Below are 15801 nucleotides of genomic sequence, written 5' to 3'. Positions count from 1 at the left end.
TACCGAGACGAGTCGCAAGTCGAGTGTCGAAGGCTGGTTTGTTCGAGCTACGGCGTGAATCTTTAGGTTCCCTGTGCGTTGCGGCAGGGTGTCTCCGTTCGGGCCGGTGAGGAGTGGGCGCCGCGCTGATGATCCGCCGGTCACGGGTTCACGTCCCGTACGCCCTACTTCCGCGCCGCGTCTGTCCGCACGGCCTCGGTGGCCCGACGGTCGCCGGCGCGGACAGCGGTGAGATTCCGCGGGCGCCCAGGAAGGCGGCTCGAGAACCTACGCGACACGCGTCGTCCAGTGCGCGTTCACGAGCGCTCGCTGCTGCGAAGATCCGAGGACTGCCCGCCAGCCAGAGGAGAACCGCGGATGCCCCTCACCTTCACAGCGATCGACTTCGAGACGGCGAACGCGCAGCGAGGCTCGGCCTGCGCTGTCGGTGTCGCTCGGGTGACCAACGGGGTGATCAGCTATCGCGCGTCGACCCTCATCCGGCCGCTGACAGGAGACGACTTCTCCCTGAGGAACACGGGTATCCACGGGCTGAGATGGGAGGACTGCGAGACCGCTCCGGACTGGGCGGCGGTCGCAGGATGGTTGGACACGGTCATCGGAGACGATCCGGTCATCGCTCACAACGCGCCCTTCGAGAAGGGAGTGATCGCAGCCGCACACAAGTTGGCGATGCTTGACGCGCCTGTTCCGGACCTCCTGTGCACGGTGGTGCTGGCGAAAGCTCATCTGGCCCTGGACTCCTACCGTCTGCCGACCGTCGCCGCACACCTCGGGGTGGTCCTCGACGACCACCACGATGCGGAAGCCGATGCTGTCGCCAGCGCTGAAGTGGCTCTCGCCCTCGGGCGCCGTCTCGGGCGTCACGATGTTCATCATCTCTGGAGTGACAGTCGGGTGCCGAAGACGTCCGCCCGCGCTGCCTACACTCGTCTCGCGGATTTCCCGGCCCCCGCCGCGGACGCCGATCCGACCGGTCCGCTGTTCGGGGAGACAGTCGTCTTCACCGGGGAGATCGACGGCATGCCGCGGAAGAAGGCTCAGGCGCTGGTCGCCGCGCACGGAGCCAGCATCGGCTCGAACGTCACGAGAAAGACGACCCTCGTGGTGATGGGCACTTTCGGTCCGGGAGAGCTCAAGCCGGGCGAGATCGTCAGTGCGAAAGTGCTGAAGGCGCGGGAACTCGCGCTAGCGGGTCAGAGGATCGAGATCCTCGATGCCCCGAGATTCGGCGAACTGCTCGCCGTCATCGGCGCGTCCGTCTAGCCACACGACATCGGGTCAGGTGCCTGAGACCCCGCGGACGCTTGGAGTGTCGAGCTTCGCAGATGCGACCGGGTGAACGCAGTCTCTCCGGACTCGAGGTCCTTCGAGTCAGCGGAAGTCGTCGTACTCGACGCCGAGTACGACAATTTCTGCGGAGTCGGGGGCCGTCAGGCGGAGGGCGACTTCTTCAGGCGGGACTTCGCGGCACGCTCGGTGAGCACCGAGAGGTAGTCGCGGACCGGGCGGTCGGCGAGGGCGTCGAGCTCGGCGCGGACGGTCGCGTCGACCTCCTCGGCCGAGTGGTCGGGGAAGCGGGCGCGCAGGCGCGCCGCAACTTCGGAAGCGATCTCGTCGAGGTTCACGTCAGCAGCCACCGGAGAATGATGCACCAGCCGGGTGAACAGCAGGTGCCGCCGTCCATGACGGGGGGCGCGGCGCGGGACCTCTCCTCTCTACCCTGGGTCGTGGAGGCGACGGAGCGTTCACCCGCACTGCAGGAGGCCTGCCGCGGGCGAGAGGGCCCGCCCGTCTCGTCCCCGCCGGCCGCGAGGGACGACGGAGGATCACCGGTGGAGCACATCGAGCTCGTGACGCGGCTGCACGATCTGGGGCGGGGCGTCCTGTCCGACGCGGTGACCCGCGCGGTGAACAGGGGGGACCTGACGGTCGCGCCGCTCCCCGTCCGGTCGGCGACCCGGATCCACACCGGTCGAGGGCGGCGGTCCGTCGACGCGACGGTCGAGACGGCCGGGGTGAACGCATGGCTGCTCGACGACGACACGGCGGTGGCGCTCGCGCGCGGCGGGATCCTGCTCCGCGACCCCGCCGACGGGGTGTTCAGCGCGCCGACGATCGCCGGGCTCGCGGAGGCCCGGGAGACGGCCGCGCTGCTCGGCTACCTGGCGGACGCCGAGGAGCTCGTGGTCGCCGTCCTCGGACCGCGGCCGGAGTCGACGGCGTGATCGCTAGCACGTCCGCCGCCCGGACGCCCGTACTGGCCGCCGACTGCCGGACATGATTCCCTGGTCCTGTGCCTGACCTCCCGATGTTCCCGCTCGGCTCCGTGCTCCTGCCGCACATGCCGCTCCCGCTCCGGCTCTTCGAGCCGCGGTACCTGCGGATGCTCGGCGACGTGCTCGAGGACGAGAGCCTGTCCTTCGGCGTGGTCCTCATCGAGCGCGGCCAGGAGGTGGGCGGTGGCGATCAGCGCTTCGCGGTCGGCACCGTGGCGCGCATCCTGAACATCGACGGCGCGGAGTCGTTCGTCACCATCGACTCGGTCGGCGAGCACCGCTTCGAGGTCGTCCGCTGGTACGAGGACGACCCGTACCCGCGCGCCGAGGTCCGCCTGCTGCCCGACCTGGAATGGGAGCCGCGTCTCGCCGAGGCGCTGACCGCCGCGGAGTCCGCGGTGCGCACGGCGCTGGCCGTGGCGAGCGAGTTCGTCGAGCAACGCTACGGCGCCGTCGTCGAGCTCGCCGAGGATCCGGCCGCGCACGCGTGGCAGCTCGCGGGCGTCGCCCCGGTGACGGAGCTCGACCGGCTGGCGTTCCTCCGGAGCGAGTCGATGGAGCAGCTGCTCGAGGCGGTGCGCGAGAGGTCGACCGAGGCGACGGAGTCGTTCCGCGCCGGCTGGGCCTGAACCGAGGCGCGCCCTGCTCAGGGCTCGAGGTCGACGCCGCGGTCCTGGGCGAGCTTGGCGAGGTCGTCGATGACGACCAGCGCCATCCGCACGGAGCGGTCGCGCCGGTACTCCTCGTCGTCCGGGTCGATCCGCGGTGCGCGGTCGAGGGTCTCCTCGATCGACTGCGAGAGCTCGCGCCAGGCGTCCTGCCTCGCTCCATCCACGAGTCCGGCGAGGTACTCGTCGTCCTCGGCACGGCGGCGGAGGGTGTCGGCGACCGCCAGCGAGAGCCGCTCGCGGTGGTCGAGATTGTCGACGTCGGCCGAGCGGTAGTCGTGCACGTGGTCGGAGCGACCGCCCACCGAGGTCGCCTCGGCGGCGATCGCGCGCAGGCGCTCGGCCGCGGCCACGGACTCGTCGGCGAGCTTCGTCAGCTCGAGCGCGGCGGCCCGCGAGTAGTGGCCTACGTCGAAGGGGACGTCGGCGGTGAGCCCGTCCATGAGCACGCGGTTCTTCACGGCCATCCGGCTCGCGTACTCGGCGAGCATCAGACCCTCCTCGGTCGCCTCCTCGACCGAGACCGGCTCGCGCGAGGGGTTCTCATCGGGGTCGTACGGCTTCATCTTGAGTCGGCGTCGACGGCGGAACCACACGCGCGTCACCTACATCCCGAGCACGGCGCTCCGCCCGCCGGAGCACCTCTTCGAGAGTACCGGTCGGGGGAGCGGCGCGGGGAGTCGCTCAGGCCTCACGCCAGTCGTCCTGCAGCAGGTGCGAGCCGGCCTGCGGGCCCATCTGCAGCATGCCGCCGTCGACCACGTACGAGGAGCCGGTGACGTAGGCGGCTCCGGGGGAGGCGAGGAACGCGATGACGGCGGCGATCTCGCGCGCGTCGCCGGGACGGCCGAGCGGGATGCCGGGACGGTCGATCGTGAAGGGATCGACGTCGTCCGCGTCGTTCATCGGGGTCGCGATCTCGCCGGGAGCGACGGCATTGACGGTGATCCCGTGCGCCCCGAGCTCGAGTGCGGCGACCTTGAGCAGCCCGCCGAGTCCGTGCTTGGCCGCGACATACGCTCCGGCTCCGACGCGGGGCTGGTGCTCGTGCACGCTGGTGACGGCGATCAGCCGTCCTCCGGTGCCCGCGTCCACCATCCGCCGCGCCGCACGCTGCAGGCAGACGAAGGCCCCGTCGAGGTTCAGCGCCACCGTGCTCCGCCAGCTCTCGACGCTCTGCTCGAGGAAGGGCTCGCCGCCTCCGCCACCCGCGTTGTTCACGAACACGTCGAGGCCGCCCAGGCGCTCGGCGAGATCGTCGATCACGTCCCCCGCCCGGTCGAGCTCTGTCGCATCGAGCTGCGCGATCTCGGCGCGGCGGCCGTGGGAGCGGACCTCCTCCGCGGTGCCGTTCGCTCCCTCCTCGTCGCTGTGCCAGGTGATGCCGACGTCCATCCCGGCCCGGGCCAGGGCGACGGCCGTCGCTCGGCCGATGCCGGAGTCCGATGCCGTCACGACGGCGCGCGTCGGCTGGAAGTCTCGAGGTCCGTGGGTCATGTCGTCTCCTGATGCCGAGTGGGTTCGTCGTCGTCACCTCGATCCGAGCATCCGGAGGAGGCCGACGGGACCGGCTTGACACGAGCGCGAGACGCGCGTCCGGCGTGGGAGGGTCCCTCCGGCCCCTCGCATCGCGTTGACTGGGCGGATGGAACACCGTCGCATCTCGGTCGTCGTCCCCGTCAAGGACGACGCCCGCCACCTCGAGCGGCTGCTCGCCCTCCTCGCCGAGCAGACCCTCGCCCCCCTCGAGGTCGTGGTCGTCGACGACGGCAGCACCGACGACAGTGCCGAAGTGGCTCGGGCGTTCGGCGCCCGGGTCGTCGTGCACGAGGGGAGCGGGATCCCCGCGAGCACGGCGTTCGGCTTCGACGCCGCCGAGGGCGACGTGCTGGCGCGGCTGGACGCCGACTCGCAGCCGGGACCGGACTGGATCGCACGGCTCGCCGGCCACTTCGCGGATCCGACGGTCGGAGCGGTGACCGGCCCGGGCCGCTTCGTCGAGCTGAGCCCCGTGCCCCGCCTGCTCGCCCGCGTGGTCTACATGGACGCGTACTTCGCCCTGATGGGCTCCGCCCTGTCCCACTGGCCGCTGTTCGGGTCGAACTGCGCGATCCGCCGCTCCGCGTGGCAGGAGATCGCGGAGGAGATGCACCGCGAGGACTCGTACGTGCACGACGACGTCGAGATCAGCGTGCACCTCGGCGTGCGCCACCGCATCGTGCTCGACCGTCACCTCGAGGTCGGCATCTCGGCGCGGCCGTTCGGCGCGGCGAGGGACATGATGCGCCGCCTCGACCGCGCGCTGCACACGCTCCGTCGGCACCCGGGTCTCGGCGACCCCGTGCTGCGTTGGACGCACCGGGTCCGTCGCTCCCGGATCGTACGGCTGCAGCGGATCGCTTCGTCGCGCCGCGCGATCGCCGCAGGAGCCGATCGCACGCGCGACTGATCAGACGGCGTCGGGGCGCCCCTCCTTCGGCATCGCCGCGACCGCCGCGAGCATGCCGATGGCGACGACCGCGAGCGCGATGCACACGAACCGCGTCCCGGCGGCCAGATCCTCGGGGGCGGGAGTGCCGTCGCCGGTCGCGGCGTTGACGATCGCGCCGAAGACCGCGACCGCGACCGCGCTGCCGATGTTGCGGGCGAAGAAGTTGGTCGAGGACACGACGCCGCGCTCGCTCCACTCGACGCTGGACTGCGCCCGGATGAGGGTCGGAGTCGCCACGAGACCCATGCCCGCACCGATCAGCACGCAGAATCCTGCGATGTGCCAGAGCGTCGAGGTGCTGCCGAGGAGGATCGTCAGCGCGGTGCCGACGACGACGAGCCCCGCTCCGATGAATCCCGTGCTGCGGAAGCCGATGCGGAGGTAGAGGCGCCCCGACAGGCTCGCCGCGACGGGCCAGCCGAGCGTCATCGCGGCGACGGCGAAGCCCGCTCCGAGCGCCGAGCTGCCGAGCACGCCCTGGGCGAAGGTCGGGAAGTAGGACGTGACGCCGAGGGTGATCGCGCCGACGGCGGCGGACACGAGACTCGTCGACAGCAGGAGGCGACGGCTGAGCACCCAGAGCGGCAGCACCGGGGCACTGGCGCGCCGCTCGATCGCGACGAACACGGCGAAGGCGAGGGCCGAGAGGGCGAACACTCCGATCCCGGCCGGCGAGAGCCACGGCCAGGCCGTCCCTCCTTCGAGCAGGCCGAGGATCAGCAGCGCGGTGCCGACGGCGAGGACGGCCGCTCCGGCGACGTCGATCGGCTGCCGCTCGCCTCTGGTCGTCTCGCGGAAGCTCCGGATGAGGAGGAACGCGGCGAGCAGGCAGAGCGGGATGTTGATCAGGAAGATCCCGCGCCAGGCGCCGAGGTCCGACAGCACACCGCCGAGGGTCGGCCCGACGACGGAGGAGATCCCCCAGACGCTCGCCAGGTAGCCCTGGGTCTTCGCGCGCTCGGCGACCGTGTAGATGTCGCCCGCGATGGTGATGCCCATGGGCTGGATCGCACCCGCGCCGAGCCCCTGCAGGGCCCGGAAGGCGATCAGCGCCGGCATGCTCCAGGCCAGCCCGCAGAGCAGGGAGCCGAGGAGGAACAGCCCGATGCCGATCAGCATGATGGGCTTGCGCCCGATCACGTCCGAGAGCTTGCCGTACAGGGGGACCGAGACGGCCTGCGCGAGCAGGTAGATCGAGAACAGCCAGGGGAACTGGGCGAATCCGCCGAGGTCGTCGACGATCGACGGCACGGCCGTCGCGAGGATCGTGGCGTCGAGGGCGACCAGTGCGGTCGAGATCATCAGCGAGAGGAGGATCGGACCGCGCTCGGAGCGCAGTCCGACGCTGGCACGGGTCGGGGCGTCGGTCACTCCTCCGACGGTATTCCATAGCCGGGGGATGGAAGGAGGACTCGACGCGCTCGGTAGACTCGTCGTATGGAACTCGTGCTCTGGCTCGTCATCGCAGGTATCACCGCCGCCGGCCTCGTCTCGGGCACTGCCGCCCTGATCGCCATGACCGTGGCGCCCTGGTCGGCCGACAAGTAGCACCGGCGCCGTCGCGCCTCACTCGTACACCCGCACGACGCTCCAGCTCGGTTCCGTCGACGCGATGACGTCGAGGACGAACGATCCGCCCGTCTCGACGTGGGTCGCCTGGAACCGCCAGCCCCCGATGCTCACGGGCGGTCGTCCGAACGTGGGCCGGAAGCCCTCGAGCGGTGCCCACCAGGCGCTCGTGCAGGTCCACACCGTCGGCCGGTCGGTCACCCGGTAGCGCCCGCCCCGCCAGTCGAGTGCGATCGGCACGCCCTCGCCGTCGGTCGAGACCAGCGCCGTCTCGTCGATCACCGCCATCCTCGCGCCCCGTTCCTCCTCGTCGGCGACCCGCCCGGATGCTCCGGTGGCGGTTGGCCGTTCGAACATGTGTTCGATAGTCTGCGAGTGTACGCCGCGGCGAAGTCACCCGCCACGGCCACGAGCGAACGGCGGGGAGGCGCGATGATCGAGTGGAGTCCACTGCAGATGCTGCGCAGCAGCGGCCCGGACGAGTGGGTCATGGTCGACGCCGTGCGCACCGGCCGAATCGGACTCGTGCGCCGGATCGAGACGGGCCCGTACCGCGAGACCTGGTTCCGTGCGGTGACCTGGGCGGCCGAGCCCGAGAAGCGGACGCTCGTCGGCTACTCCCGCGACATGGAGACCATCGCGAAGGCGCTCTGGGAGCGTCAGCCGCCGACCGCGCAGGAGAAGCCCTTCCCCGGCTACCCGGCCTCGCAGCGTCAGGGATGAGCGGTCCCGGCGCCGGGGGCGTCCGCTCGCCGGAGGAGAATGGACGGATGCTCCTCGTCCTCGCCGGTTCACCCTCGGGTGCCTGGTGGGCCGTCTCCGTCGCCGAGACGGGGGAGTCGTCGCCCGAGGGGAGCGGTCGCGGCGCCGGGGACCTCGCCCGGTTCGTCCGGGTGAACGAGTCCCGGCGTCCGCGCTGGGTGTGGGACGACACGTCGCGCTGGTATCCCGCGCTGCTCGATGCCGACGTCCGCGTGTCGCGGTGCCACGATCTGCGGCTCGGCCGCGCGATCCTCCGCCGCTCGGTCGCCGCAGCGGGCTCGCCGCTCGCACGAGCTCCCCGCGACGCGTGGGACTCGGACGCCGTCGCGCCCGCCGCCACCGACACGCTCGTCGGCTTCGAGGAGGCCGACGCCGACCCCGCCGAGCTCGACCCCGTCGTCGAGCTCGCCCGGCAGGAGGAGGCGGTCACGGCGTCCTCGCAGCCGGGCCGACTGCGCCTGCTCCTCGCGGCGGAGTCGGTCGGCGCGCTCATCGCGCGCGAGATCGCCGCCACGGGCCTGCCCTGGCGCGCCGACGTGCACGACCGCGTGCTGACGGAGGCGCTCGGTCCGCGGCCCGTCTTCGGCGGTCGCCCCGCCCGTCTCGAGGCGCTGGCCGATCGCATCCGCTCGGCTCTGGCGGCACCCGAGCTCAACCCCGACTCGCCCGCCGACCTCATCCGCTCGCTCCGCCGCGCCGGTCTGGCCGTCGAGTCGACCCGCTCGTGGGAGCTCCAGTCCCTCGAGCACCCGGTGATCCCGCCGCTCCTGGAGTACAAGAAGCTCTCGCGGCTGCTGACCGCGAACGGCTGGGCGTGGCTCGACGCCTGGGTGCACGGCGGCCGGTTCCGGCCGGAGTACGTCGTGGGAGGCGTGGTCACCGGTCGCTGGGCGACGTCGGGCGGAGGCGCGCTGCAGCTCCCGCGGCAGATCCGCGCCGCCGTGGTCGCCGACGACGGCTGGAAGCTCGTCGTGGCCGACGCCGCGCAGCTGGAGCCCCGGATCCTCGCCGCGCTGGCGGGCGACTCCGCCATGGCCGCAGCGGGGCGTGGACGCGACCTCTATCAGGGCATCGTCGACGCCGGGGTCGTCCCCGACCGTCCGCGGGCCAAGGTCGCGATGCTCGGTGCGATGTACGGAGCGACCAGCGGGGAGGCGGGGAGCCTCCTGCCGCGGCTCACCCGGGCCTACCCGCGTTCCGTCGCGCACGTCGAGGCCGCCGCCCGCGCGGGGGAGCGGGGCGAGAGCGTCTCGACCTGGCTCGGCCGCAGCTCCCCTCCGGGAGCGGTCGGAGCGAACGACGAGAGTCCCGACGCGCGCAGCGCTCAGCGGGCGCGGGACTGGGGCCGCTTCACCCGGAACTTCGTCGTGCAGGGCACCGCCGCCGAGTGGGCGCTCTGCTGGATGGGCGATCTGCGCGCCCGACTGCGCGACGGCGGCCCGGGCCTGGATCGGGCGCACCTGGTGTACTTCCTGCACGACGAGGTGATCGTGCACGCACCGGCGGACGTCGCCGAGCAGGTCGCCGGGATCGTCCGGGAGTCGGCCGCCCGCGCGGGCCGCGCCCTCTTCGGCGGAGCGGACATCGACTTCCCCGTGACCGTGGCGGTGGTCGACGCCTACGACGAGGCGAAGTGAGACGCGGGCTCAGTACCAGTGCGGCGAGCGGGAGTTCCACTTCGCCCAGGCGTTGCAGGGCGATCCGTACGAGCTCTTGATGTACGAGAGGCCCCAGTTCACCTGCGTCGCCGCGCTGGTCTGGTAGTCCGACCCGGACGAGGCCATCTTGCTCGCCGGCAGCGCCTGCGGGATCCCGTAGGCGCCGGAGGAGCGGTTCAGAGCGTTCCAGCGCCAGCCGGACTCCCCGTTCCAGAGTGGGACGAGGCACGAGTCCATCTGGTCCTGCCCCCAACCGTAGTTCCCGAGGACCGTCCGTGCGTACGCCTGCGCCTGCGAGGGGGACAGGCCGTCGGTGCGGCCCGCGTAGGTGCTGAGGGCCGCGATGGTCTCGGCGGAGCTGTTGCGCGCTCCGGTCGGGTCGTCGTTCCCGAGCTGCAGCGGCCCGCCGCCCGGAGCGGCAGGGGCGGGAGCAGCGGCAACGGGACGCGAGCCGGCGGACGGCGCGGTGCGGATCGCCTCCTGCTGAGCGGCCTCCCTGGCACGGCGCTGCTGGTCCTCGAAGACCGCCTTCTCCTGCTGCCCGGTCGCGTACTGCTCCTCGAGCGCGGCGGTCGTGTCCTTGAGCTCGGCGAGCTGGGCGTAGAGCGTCGAGCTGTACTGCTCCTGCTCGGCCACCTTCGCGTCGGCCGCCGACTGCGCCGCCTCGGCCTCGTCGAGGGCGCGGCCGGCCGCGTCGGCGAGCGCGACCCGCTCGGACCGGGCCTTCTCGGCCTGGGCGGCGAGAGCGCCGGCCTCGTTCTCGCTCGTCTCGGCCGCCGTCTGCAGCGTGCTCGTCTGGAGCGTCAGCTGGCTCATCGTGCCGATGTGGTACAGCAGCTCGTCCGACTCCTGTCCGCCGACGAGGAGGTTGAGCGTGGCGTCGGTGCCGCCGGTGCGGTAGAGCTGGGCGGCGAGCCGACCGGCCTGCTCCTTCGCGGCGTCGGCGGCGGAGCGCGCCGCATCGGCGCGGCTCTCGAGCGCGGTGACGCGCTGACCCGCTTCATCGAGGGCGGTTCGAGCGGCGTCGGCTTCGGATGCCCGGGCGATGGCGGCGTCGGTGAGCTCGGCGGCCTGATCGCGGAGATCGGCCAGGAAGGCCGTGATCCTGTCGACCTCGGCCGCCGTGGCGCCTTCGCTGTCCTTCGCGGCCTCGACGTCGGACCACGACGGGTAATCGGCCGGATCGTACGCGGCGGACGCGGTGAGCGGCGAGGCGAGGGAGGCGCAGAGGACGAGGAGAGTGCCGGTACCCGCCGCGATCAGGCGTCGACGCGTGCGCGAGGCGACGCGGAGGCCGAGAGGGGAGCGGGACATGCGCTCCAGCCTAAGCGACGGCCCCTTCGCCTGTCTCGTCCCGGGACACCGCTCTCCGGCCCCGGCGCGGACGCTCGAGCGTGAAGCCGCGGACGCCCGCCGCCGCCTCCGCTCCGGACAGCTCCTCGCGGGCCGCGTCGAGCAGGCTCCGCAGGGCGTCGTCGCGGACCCGGAGGGCGCGGGCGGCGAGGCGGCGCTGCGGGTGGTCGTCGACGGGCTCCTCGTCCTCCGGGAGCGCGACCGAGTACGCGGCCAGGACCGCATCGAGGTCGGCCTCCTCGAGGGTCGACGCGAGCAGGATGCGGTCGAGGACGTCGTCCCAGTCCTCCTGCGCCGAGGCGCCGTCGCCGTGGAGCCAGGCGGACGCCTCCGCGCGGCCGTCGTCGGTCAACGCATGCAGAGGGAGTCCGTCCTCCGTCGCTCCGGCCGGGACGACGAGACCGCGCTCGCGCAGGCGCTCGAGCGTCGAGTAGATCTGGCCCACGTTGACGCGGCGGCGGTGCGCCGCGCGATCGAGGAGCTCGGAGTGCAGCTGCAGACCGTAGGCGGGACCGAGGGTGAGGAGCGCCAGGAGACCGTCGCGGACCGACACGGGACTCCTCTCGGACGGGCCCGAGCGGGAGCGGGCACCGGACATGCCGAGTATAGGCAGGGGATCCGGGCGCGCCCCGGGCGGGCGCGGCGAGCCGCCTTGTCGGCGCGGGACGGCTGATGCATACTCTGACGTGGTGGCTCGTCCACCGCACAATCGAAGAATGCACCGCTAGTCGTACGTGGTCCGGGTCGTTGGGGAAGACGCACCGGGACGAACGGAGGACAGCATGGTGGCGCAGCAGACTCGGGGTGTGCTCTTCGTGCACTCCGCCCCTCGCGCGCTCTGCCCCCACCTCGAGTGGGGAGCCGGGCGCGCTCTCGGTCGTGCCGTGAACTTCGAGTGGATCGATCAGCCGGTCCTGCGCGGAACGCAGCGCGCCGAGTTCGCGTGGGAGGGTGCCCCCGGCACCGGCGCGAGCATCGCCTCCGCTCTGCGCGGCTGGGAGGACGTCCGCTACGAGGTCACCGAGGAGCCGTCCCCCGGAGTCGACGGCGGCCGCTGGATGCACACTCCCGGCCTCGGGATCTTCTTCGCCCAGACCGACAGCGTCGGCAACACCGTCATCCCCGAGGACCGCGTCCGCGCCGCGATGGAGACCGCCGGCGCCGACCCCATCGAGCTGCACCGCGAACTCCGCCTCGCCCTCGGCCAGGCGTGGGAGGACGAACTCGAGCCGTTCCGGTACGCGAGCGACTTCGCGCCGGTTATCTGGATGCACGGAGTCGGCTGACGCCGACTCCGTGCATCGTCGACGCCGCTCCTCGCGCGGCGTCGCGCGGTCGGCTGTGCTTGTGCCGACGCCGCTCCTCGCGCGGCGTCGCGCGGTCGGCTTCGCGACGGGGTCGCGTTCTGCAGAGCGGGGTGCGTTCGGCGACGGCGATCCGCTGGCACGCGGATCGCCGGATACGCCTCGCGGGGCTCGGCGATCCGGGTGCGGAGGCGAGCTCGGGAGTTTCGCGCGGTGGAAGCCGGCCGGGTGCCGCAGCCTCGGCTCGTGGAAAGCGCTGAGGATCGCCGGATCTCGCGAGCCGAGTGCGATTCTGCGATCCGGAGTTTGGTCCAGGAGGTCATCAGACCTTTGGGGATGGCGGGGAACGGGCCGAGCCCGTTCACACCTGGCGATCGGCCCGACGGGAGGGCCGTCGCCGCCCGGAGGTGCCAGAGCGCGTGTTCTCCATGTTTCGGCTCGTGGGATCGGGACGGGCTCGTTGGAAGCCGGTGGTCTCGCGAGCCCGACGCGATTCGGCGAGCCGGGGACGCGATCCGCGGGTCCCGGAGACGAGTGCTGATGCTCGGCACGGCGCGCGGCATGGCTGATGCCCTGTCGGCGATCCTGATGCGGGAGCCGGACGGCGGAAGCTGTGCGCCGAAGACCGATCGGGTGAGTTGTCCACCAATGCCCGGTAGGGCGGCCTGTGTGCCGTTGCTCGGTCGGGCGAGCCGCGCGCCGATGCCCGGTCGGGCGGGTCGTCTGCTGATGCCCGATAGGGCGAACTGTGCGCCGATGCCCGATATGGCGAGCCGTGTCTCGATGCCCGGTAGGGCGAGCCGTCTGCCGATCCCCGGTAGGGCGAGCACCGCGCCGATGCCCGGTAGGGCGAGCACCGCGCCGATGCCCGGAGGGCAGCGCGCAGCCCACCCGAGCGCCGCGAGGCGTATCCGGAGATCCGCGTCCCAGCGGATCTCCGTCGCCGCACCGCACCGGCCCTCGGGAACTCAGCCGCGTAGGGAGCGGACGCGCCTTCGTTGCGCTACGCGCAACGAAGCCCGCGTTCCGCTCGGTCCACGGGGCGAAGCCCCGTCAGACCGACCGGAACGCGGCCACAGCATTGTGCCCCCCGAACCCGAAGGAGTTCGAGAGGGCGACGAGGGGGCCGTCGCCGAGGGCGCGGGGGCTGGTGACGACGTCGAGGGGGATCTGGGGGTCCTGCTCGGTGAGGTTGATCGTCGGCGGGGCGGTGCGCTCGTGCAGGGCGAGGACGGTGAAGATCGCCTCGAGGGCGCCGGTGCCGCCGAGGAGGTGGCCGGTGGCGGCCTTCGTCGCCGACACGGCGATGTTCGGGAGGTGGTCGCCGAACACGCGGGCGAGGGCGCGGTACTCGGCGATGTCGCCGACGGGGGTGCTGGTCGCGTGGGCGTTGACGTGGACGACGTCGGTGCGGTCGGCGCCGGCCTGCTCGAGGGCGGCGATCATCGCCCGGGCGGCGGCGGAGCCCTCGGGGTCGGGGGCGGTGATGTGGTACGAGTCGCTGGTGACCGCGCCGCCGGCGAGCTCGGCGTAGATGCGGGCGCCGCGGGCCAGGGCGTGCTCCTCGGTCTCGAGGACGAGCGAGGCGGCTCCCTCGCCCATGACGAAGCCGTCGCGGCTCACGTCGTAGGGGCGGGAGGCGGTGGCCGGGTCGTCGTTGCGACGGGAGAGGGCCTGCATGGCGGCGAAGGCGGCGAGCGGGAGCGGGTGGATGACCGACTCCGTGCCGCCGGCGATGACGACGTCGGCGAGGCCGCGCTGGAGGTGCTCGTAGGCGTTCGCGAGAGCCTCGGTGCTCGAGGCGCAGGCCGAGACGTCGGTGCGGGCGTAGGCGCGGGAGGGGATGGACATGCTGATCGCCGCGGCGGCGGCGTTGGGCATGAGCATCGGGATGGTCATGGGCAGCACGCGGCGGGGTCCGCGCTCGCGCAGGGTGTCCCACGCGTCGAGCAGCGTCCAGAGTCCGCCGATGCCGGTGGAGTAGTCGACGCCGACGCGCAGCGGATCGACGTCGGTGATGCCCGCGTCGGCCCAGGCCTCGCGAGCGGAGATCACGGCGAAACGGGCGGAGGGATCGAGCCGCTTGAACTCGGCACGGGGCAGGACGTCCTCGGGACGGACCTTGGCCTGGCCGGCGAACGTCACGGGCAGCTCGTGCTTCGCGACCCACTCGGCCTCGATGGTGCTGATGCCGGACTCCCCCGCGAGGAGGGCGTTCCACGAGTCCCGGGCGGTCCCGCCGAGGGGCGTGGTGGCTCCGATGCCGGTGACGACGATTTTCTTGGTGCTCATGACGACGATCTCTGTTCCGTGACGGGGTGGGTGCCGGGCGCACCCCGGCCGGGCGGATGCCGGGCCGGGGTGTCCGCCTCAGGGGCGCGGAAGTGCTACTCGGACGCCTTGACGATGAAGGTGACCGCGTCGCCCACCGTCTTGAGGTTCTTGACCTCGTCGTCCGGGATCTTCACGTCGAACTTCTCCTCGGCGTTGACGACGATGGTCATCATCGAGATGGAGTCGATGTCGAGGTCGTCGGTGAACGACTTGTCCATCTCGACGGAATCGGTCGCGATGCCGGTCTCGTCGTTGACCAGCTCGGCCAGGCCGGCGAGGACTTCTTCGGTGGACAGTGCCATGGTGCTCTCCTTGAGGGGTTCGGTTCGGGTTGTCGTCGAGTGACCGTGAGTCAGTTTAGGGGTGGGGCGGTGCCCCCTAAGGGAGCACCACGACCTGCGCGCCGAACACGAGTCCGGCGCCGAACCCGATCTGCAGGGCGAGTCCGCCGCTGAGCTCGGGGTGCTCCTCGAGCAGGCGGTGGGTCGCCAGCGGGATGGACGCGGCGGAGGTGTTGCCGGTCGTCTCGATGTCGCGGGCGATCATCACGGTGTCCGGCAGCTTGAGCTGCTTGGCGAACTCGTCGATGATGCGCATGTTCGCCTGGTGCGGGATGAACGCGGCGAGATCCGAGGGCTCGACGCCCGCCTCCGCCAGCGCCTGCTTCGCGACCTTCGCCATGTCCCAGACGGCCCAGCGGAAGACGGAGGGGCCGTCCTGCCGGAGGGTGGGCCACTCGGCGCGGCCCTCGCGGTATGCGAGCATCGGGTTGTCCATGCCGACGGTGTCCCAGCGGGAGCCGTCCGATCCCCAGACGGTCTTCGAGATGCCGGCCGAGTCGCTCGGCCCGACGACCGCCGCGCCCGCGCCGTCGCCCAGGAGGAACGAGATGCTGCGGTCGGTGGGGCTGACCAGGTCCGAGAGCTTCTCGGCGCCGACGACGAGCACGTACTCGGCGAGACCCGAGCGGATGAACGAGTCGGCCTGCGCGATGCCGTAGGTGTATCCGGCGCAGGCGGCCGAGATGTCGTAGGCCGGGGCCGGGTTGGCGCCGATGCGGTCGGCGAGGAGGGCCGCGAGCGACGGGGTCTGCACCGTGTTGCTGATGGTCGAGACGAGGACGACGCCGATCTGGTCGGGGCGGATGCCGGCCTTCTCGATCGCCTCGAGGGAGGCGGTGGTCGCGAGGTCGACCGCCTGCACGTCGGCCGAGGCGCGGCGGCGCTCGATGATGCCGGTGCGCTGGCGGATCCACTCGTCGGAGGAGTTGATCGGCTCGATCAGGTCGTCGTTCGGCACGACGCGGTCGCCGCGCGCCGCTCCGATGCCGAGGATCCGGGTGTAGGCGGTGCCGCTGGACTGGGTGAGGGAAGGGGTCGTCAT

General features: G+C 72.1%; 17 protein-coding genes. 7 read left to right on the top strand and 10 right to left on the bottom strand.

What is annotated here, in order from left to right; genetic code table 11:
- Positions 1-357 precede the first annotated feature (357 nt).
- Positions 358-1266, top strand: coding sequence for an exonuclease domain-containing protein (locus tag LRG51_RS03625; protein ID WP_055792806.1), 909 nt, complete (start codon positions 358-360; stop codon positions 1264-1266).
- Positions 1267-1433: 167 nt separating this feature from the next.
- Here LRG51_RS03625 and LRG51_RS03620 read toward each other — a convergent pair whose 3' ends face one another.
- A complete protein-coding gene (locus LRG51_RS03620) occupies positions 1434-1640 on the bottom strand; it encodes a three-helix bundle dimerization domain-containing protein (protein WP_230671233.1) in 207 nt (68 codons plus the stop codon).
- 195 nt (positions 1641-1835) lie between these two features.
- Between LRG51_RS03620 and LRG51_RS03615 the strand changes: the two genes are divergently transcribed.
- Positions 1836-2228 (top strand): hypothetical protein, encoded by a 393-nt coding sequence (locus LRG51_RS03615; protein WP_230671231.1) that lies wholly within the window; start codon positions 1836-1838, stop codon positions 2226-2228.
- Positions 2229-2296: 68 nt separating this feature from the next.
- Complete coding sequence (locus tag LRG51_RS03610; protein ID WP_230671229.1) at positions 2297-2908, top strand: LON peptidase substrate-binding domain-containing protein; 612 nt, start codon at positions 2297-2299, stop codon at positions 2906-2908.
- 17 nt (positions 2909-2925) lie between these two features.
- On the opposite strand, the gene LRG51_RS03605 is transcribed toward LRG51_RS03610, so the two are convergent.
- Together LRG51_RS03605 and LRG51_RS03600 are read right to left on the bottom strand one after the other, a co-directional pair.
- On the bottom strand, positions 2926-3552 hold the full coding sequence (locus LRG51_RS03605; protein ID WP_230671227.1) for a hypothetical protein: 627 nt from the start codon (positions 3550-3552) through the stop codon (positions 2926-2928).
- Between the two features lie 79 nt (positions 3553-3631).
- Positions 3632-4444: an SDR family oxidoreductase gene (locus LRG51_RS03600; RefSeq protein WP_230671225.1), complete on the bottom strand. Its 813-nt coding sequence runs from the start codon at positions 4442-4444 to the stop codon at positions 3632-3634.
- A gap of 148 nt (positions 4445-4592) precedes the next feature.
- Between LRG51_RS03600 and LRG51_RS03595 the strand changes: the two genes are divergently transcribed.
- Positions 4593-5396 (top strand): glycosyltransferase, encoded by an 804-nt coding sequence (locus LRG51_RS03595; RefSeq protein ID WP_230671223.1) that lies wholly within the window; start codon positions 4593-4595, stop codon positions 5394-5396.
- On the opposite strand, the gene LRG51_RS03590 is transcribed toward LRG51_RS03595, so the two are convergent.
- Together LRG51_RS03590 and LRG51_RS03585 are read right to left on the bottom strand one after the other, a co-directional pair.
- On the bottom strand, positions 5397-6740 hold the full coding sequence (locus tag LRG51_RS03590; protein WP_230673076.1) for an MFS transporter: 1344 nt from the start codon (positions 6738-6740) through the stop codon (positions 5397-5399). It lies immediately after the preceding gene.
- A 264-nt stretch (positions 6741-7004) separates the two neighbouring features.
- Positions 7005-7364 carry a hypothetical protein gene (locus tag LRG51_RS03585; protein ID WP_230671221.1) on the bottom strand — a complete coding sequence of 120 codons (360 nt, stop codon included), beginning with the start codon at positions 7362-7364 and terminating at the stop codon, positions 7005-7007.
- A 75-nt stretch (positions 7365-7439) separates the two neighbouring features.
- Between LRG51_RS03585 and LRG51_RS03580 the strand changes: the two genes are divergently transcribed.
- Positions 7440-7730 (top strand): hypothetical protein, encoded by a 291-nt coding sequence (locus LRG51_RS03580; protein WP_055792776.1) that lies wholly within the window; start codon positions 7440-7442, stop codon positions 7728-7730.
- 47 nt (positions 7731-7777) lie between these two features.
- The gene (locus tag LRG51_RS03575) at positions 7778-9406 is read left to right on the top strand and encodes a bifunctional 3'-5' exonuclease/DNA polymerase (RefSeq protein WP_230671219.1); all 1629 of its coding nucleotides are present in this window, start codon (positions 7778-7780) and stop codon (positions 9404-9406) included.
- Between the two features lie 9 nt (positions 9407-9415).
- Here the strand turns inward: LRG51_RS03575 and LRG51_RS03570 are convergent, their stop codons facing one another.
- Both LRG51_RS03570 and LRG51_RS03565 read right to left on the bottom strand, forming a co-directional pair.
- On the bottom strand, positions 9416-10741 hold the full coding sequence (locus LRG51_RS03570; RefSeq protein ID WP_230671217.1) for a hypothetical protein: 1326 nt from the start codon (positions 10739-10741) through the stop codon (positions 9416-9418).
- Positions 10742-10751: 10 nt separating this feature from the next.
- Positions 10752-11333 (bottom strand): PadR family transcriptional regulator, encoded by a 582-nt coding sequence (locus LRG51_RS03565; protein ID WP_055792768.1) that lies wholly within the window; start codon positions 11331-11333, stop codon positions 10752-10754.
- 229 nt (positions 11334-11562) lie between these two features.
- On the opposite strand from LRG51_RS03565, the gene LRG51_RS03560 reads away from it, so the two are divergent.
- Positions 11563-12066, top strand: a complete 504-nt coding sequence (locus LRG51_RS03560; protein ID WP_055792765.1) for a DUF3145 domain-containing protein — start codon at positions 11563-11565, stop codon at positions 12064-12066.
- A gap of 1071 nt (positions 12067-13137) precedes the next feature.
- On the opposite strand, the gene LRG51_RS03555 is transcribed toward LRG51_RS03560, so the two are convergent.
- The 3 genes from LRG51_RS03555 to LRG51_RS03545 all read right to left on the bottom strand — a co-directional run bounded on the left by LRG51_RS03555 (position 13138) and on the right by LRG51_RS03545 (position 15801).
- Positions 13138-14376, bottom strand: coding sequence for a beta-ketoacyl-[acyl-carrier-protein] synthase family protein (locus LRG51_RS03555; protein ID WP_055792760.1), 1239 nt, complete (start codon positions 14374-14376; stop codon positions 13138-13140).
- 95 nt (positions 14377-14471) lie between these two features.
- On the bottom strand, positions 14472-14720 hold the full coding sequence (locus LRG51_RS03550; RefSeq protein WP_055792757.1) for an acyl carrier protein: 249 nt from the start codon (positions 14718-14720) through the stop codon (positions 14472-14474).
- Positions 14721-14796: 76 nt separating this feature from the next.
- Positions 14797-15801, bottom strand: coding sequence for a beta-ketoacyl-ACP synthase III (locus LRG51_RS03545; RefSeq protein WP_230671215.1), 1005 nt, complete (start codon positions 15799-15801; stop codon positions 14797-14799).

The organism is Rathayibacter sp. Leaf248, from assembly GCF_920939495.1.
Taxonomy (GTDB): domain Bacteria; phylum Actinomycetota; class Actinomycetes; order Actinomycetales; family Microbacteriaceae; genus Rathayibacter; species Rathayibacter caricis.
Note: the sequence above shows the minus strand (reverse complement) of the source record. Positions and strands in the feature narration are given on the sequence as shown.

Bases quoted from the DNA above. Each gene is read 5' to 3' on its own strand.
- LRG51_RS03625 (WP_055792806.1), top strand. From the start codon at position 358: ATGCCCCTCACCTTCACAGCGATCGACTTCGAGACGGCGAACGCGCAG.
- LRG51_RS03600 (WP_230671225.1), bottom strand. From the start codon at position 4,444: ATGACCCACGGACCTCGAGACTTCCAGCCGACGCGCGCCGTCGTGACG.
- LRG51_RS03595 (WP_230671223.1), top strand. From the start codon at position 4,593: ATGGAACACCGTCGCATCTCGGTCGTCGTCCCCGTCAAGGACGACGCC.
- LRG51_RS03590 (WP_230673076.1), bottom strand. From the start codon at position 6,740: ATGATCTCGACCGCACTGGTCGCCCTCGACGCCACGATCCTCGCGACG.
- LRG51_RS03585 (WP_230671221.1), bottom strand. From the start codon at position 7,364: ATGTTCGAACGGCCAACCGCCACCGGAGCATCCGGGCGGGTCGCCGAC.
- LRG51_RS03580 (WP_055792776.1), top strand. From the start codon at position 7,440: ATGATCGAGTGGAGTCCACTGCAGATGCTGCGCAGCAGCGGCCCGGAC.
- LRG51_RS03575 (WP_230671219.1), top strand. From the start codon at position 7,778: ATGCTCCTCGTCCTCGCCGGTTCACCCTCGGGTGCCTGGTGGGCCGTC.
- LRG51_RS03570 (WP_230671217.1), bottom strand. From the start codon at position 10,741: ATGTCCCGCTCCCCTCTCGGCCTCCGCGTCGCCTCGCGCACGCGTCGA.
- LRG51_RS03560 (WP_055792765.1), top strand. From the start codon at position 11,563: ATGGTGGCGCAGCAGACTCGGGGTGTGCTCTTCGTGCACTCCGCCCCT.
- LRG51_RS03555 (WP_055792760.1), bottom strand. From the start codon at position 14,376: ATGAGCACCAAGAAAATCGTCGTCACCGGCATCGGAGCCACCACGCCC.
- LRG51_RS03550 (WP_055792757.1), bottom strand. From the start codon at position 14,720: ATGGCACTGTCCACCGAAGAAGTCCTCGCCGGCCTGGCCGAGCTGGTC.
- LRG51_RS03545 (WP_230671215.1), bottom strand. From the start codon at position 15,801: ATGACGACCCCTTCCCTCACCCAGTCCAGCGGCACCGCCTACACCCGG.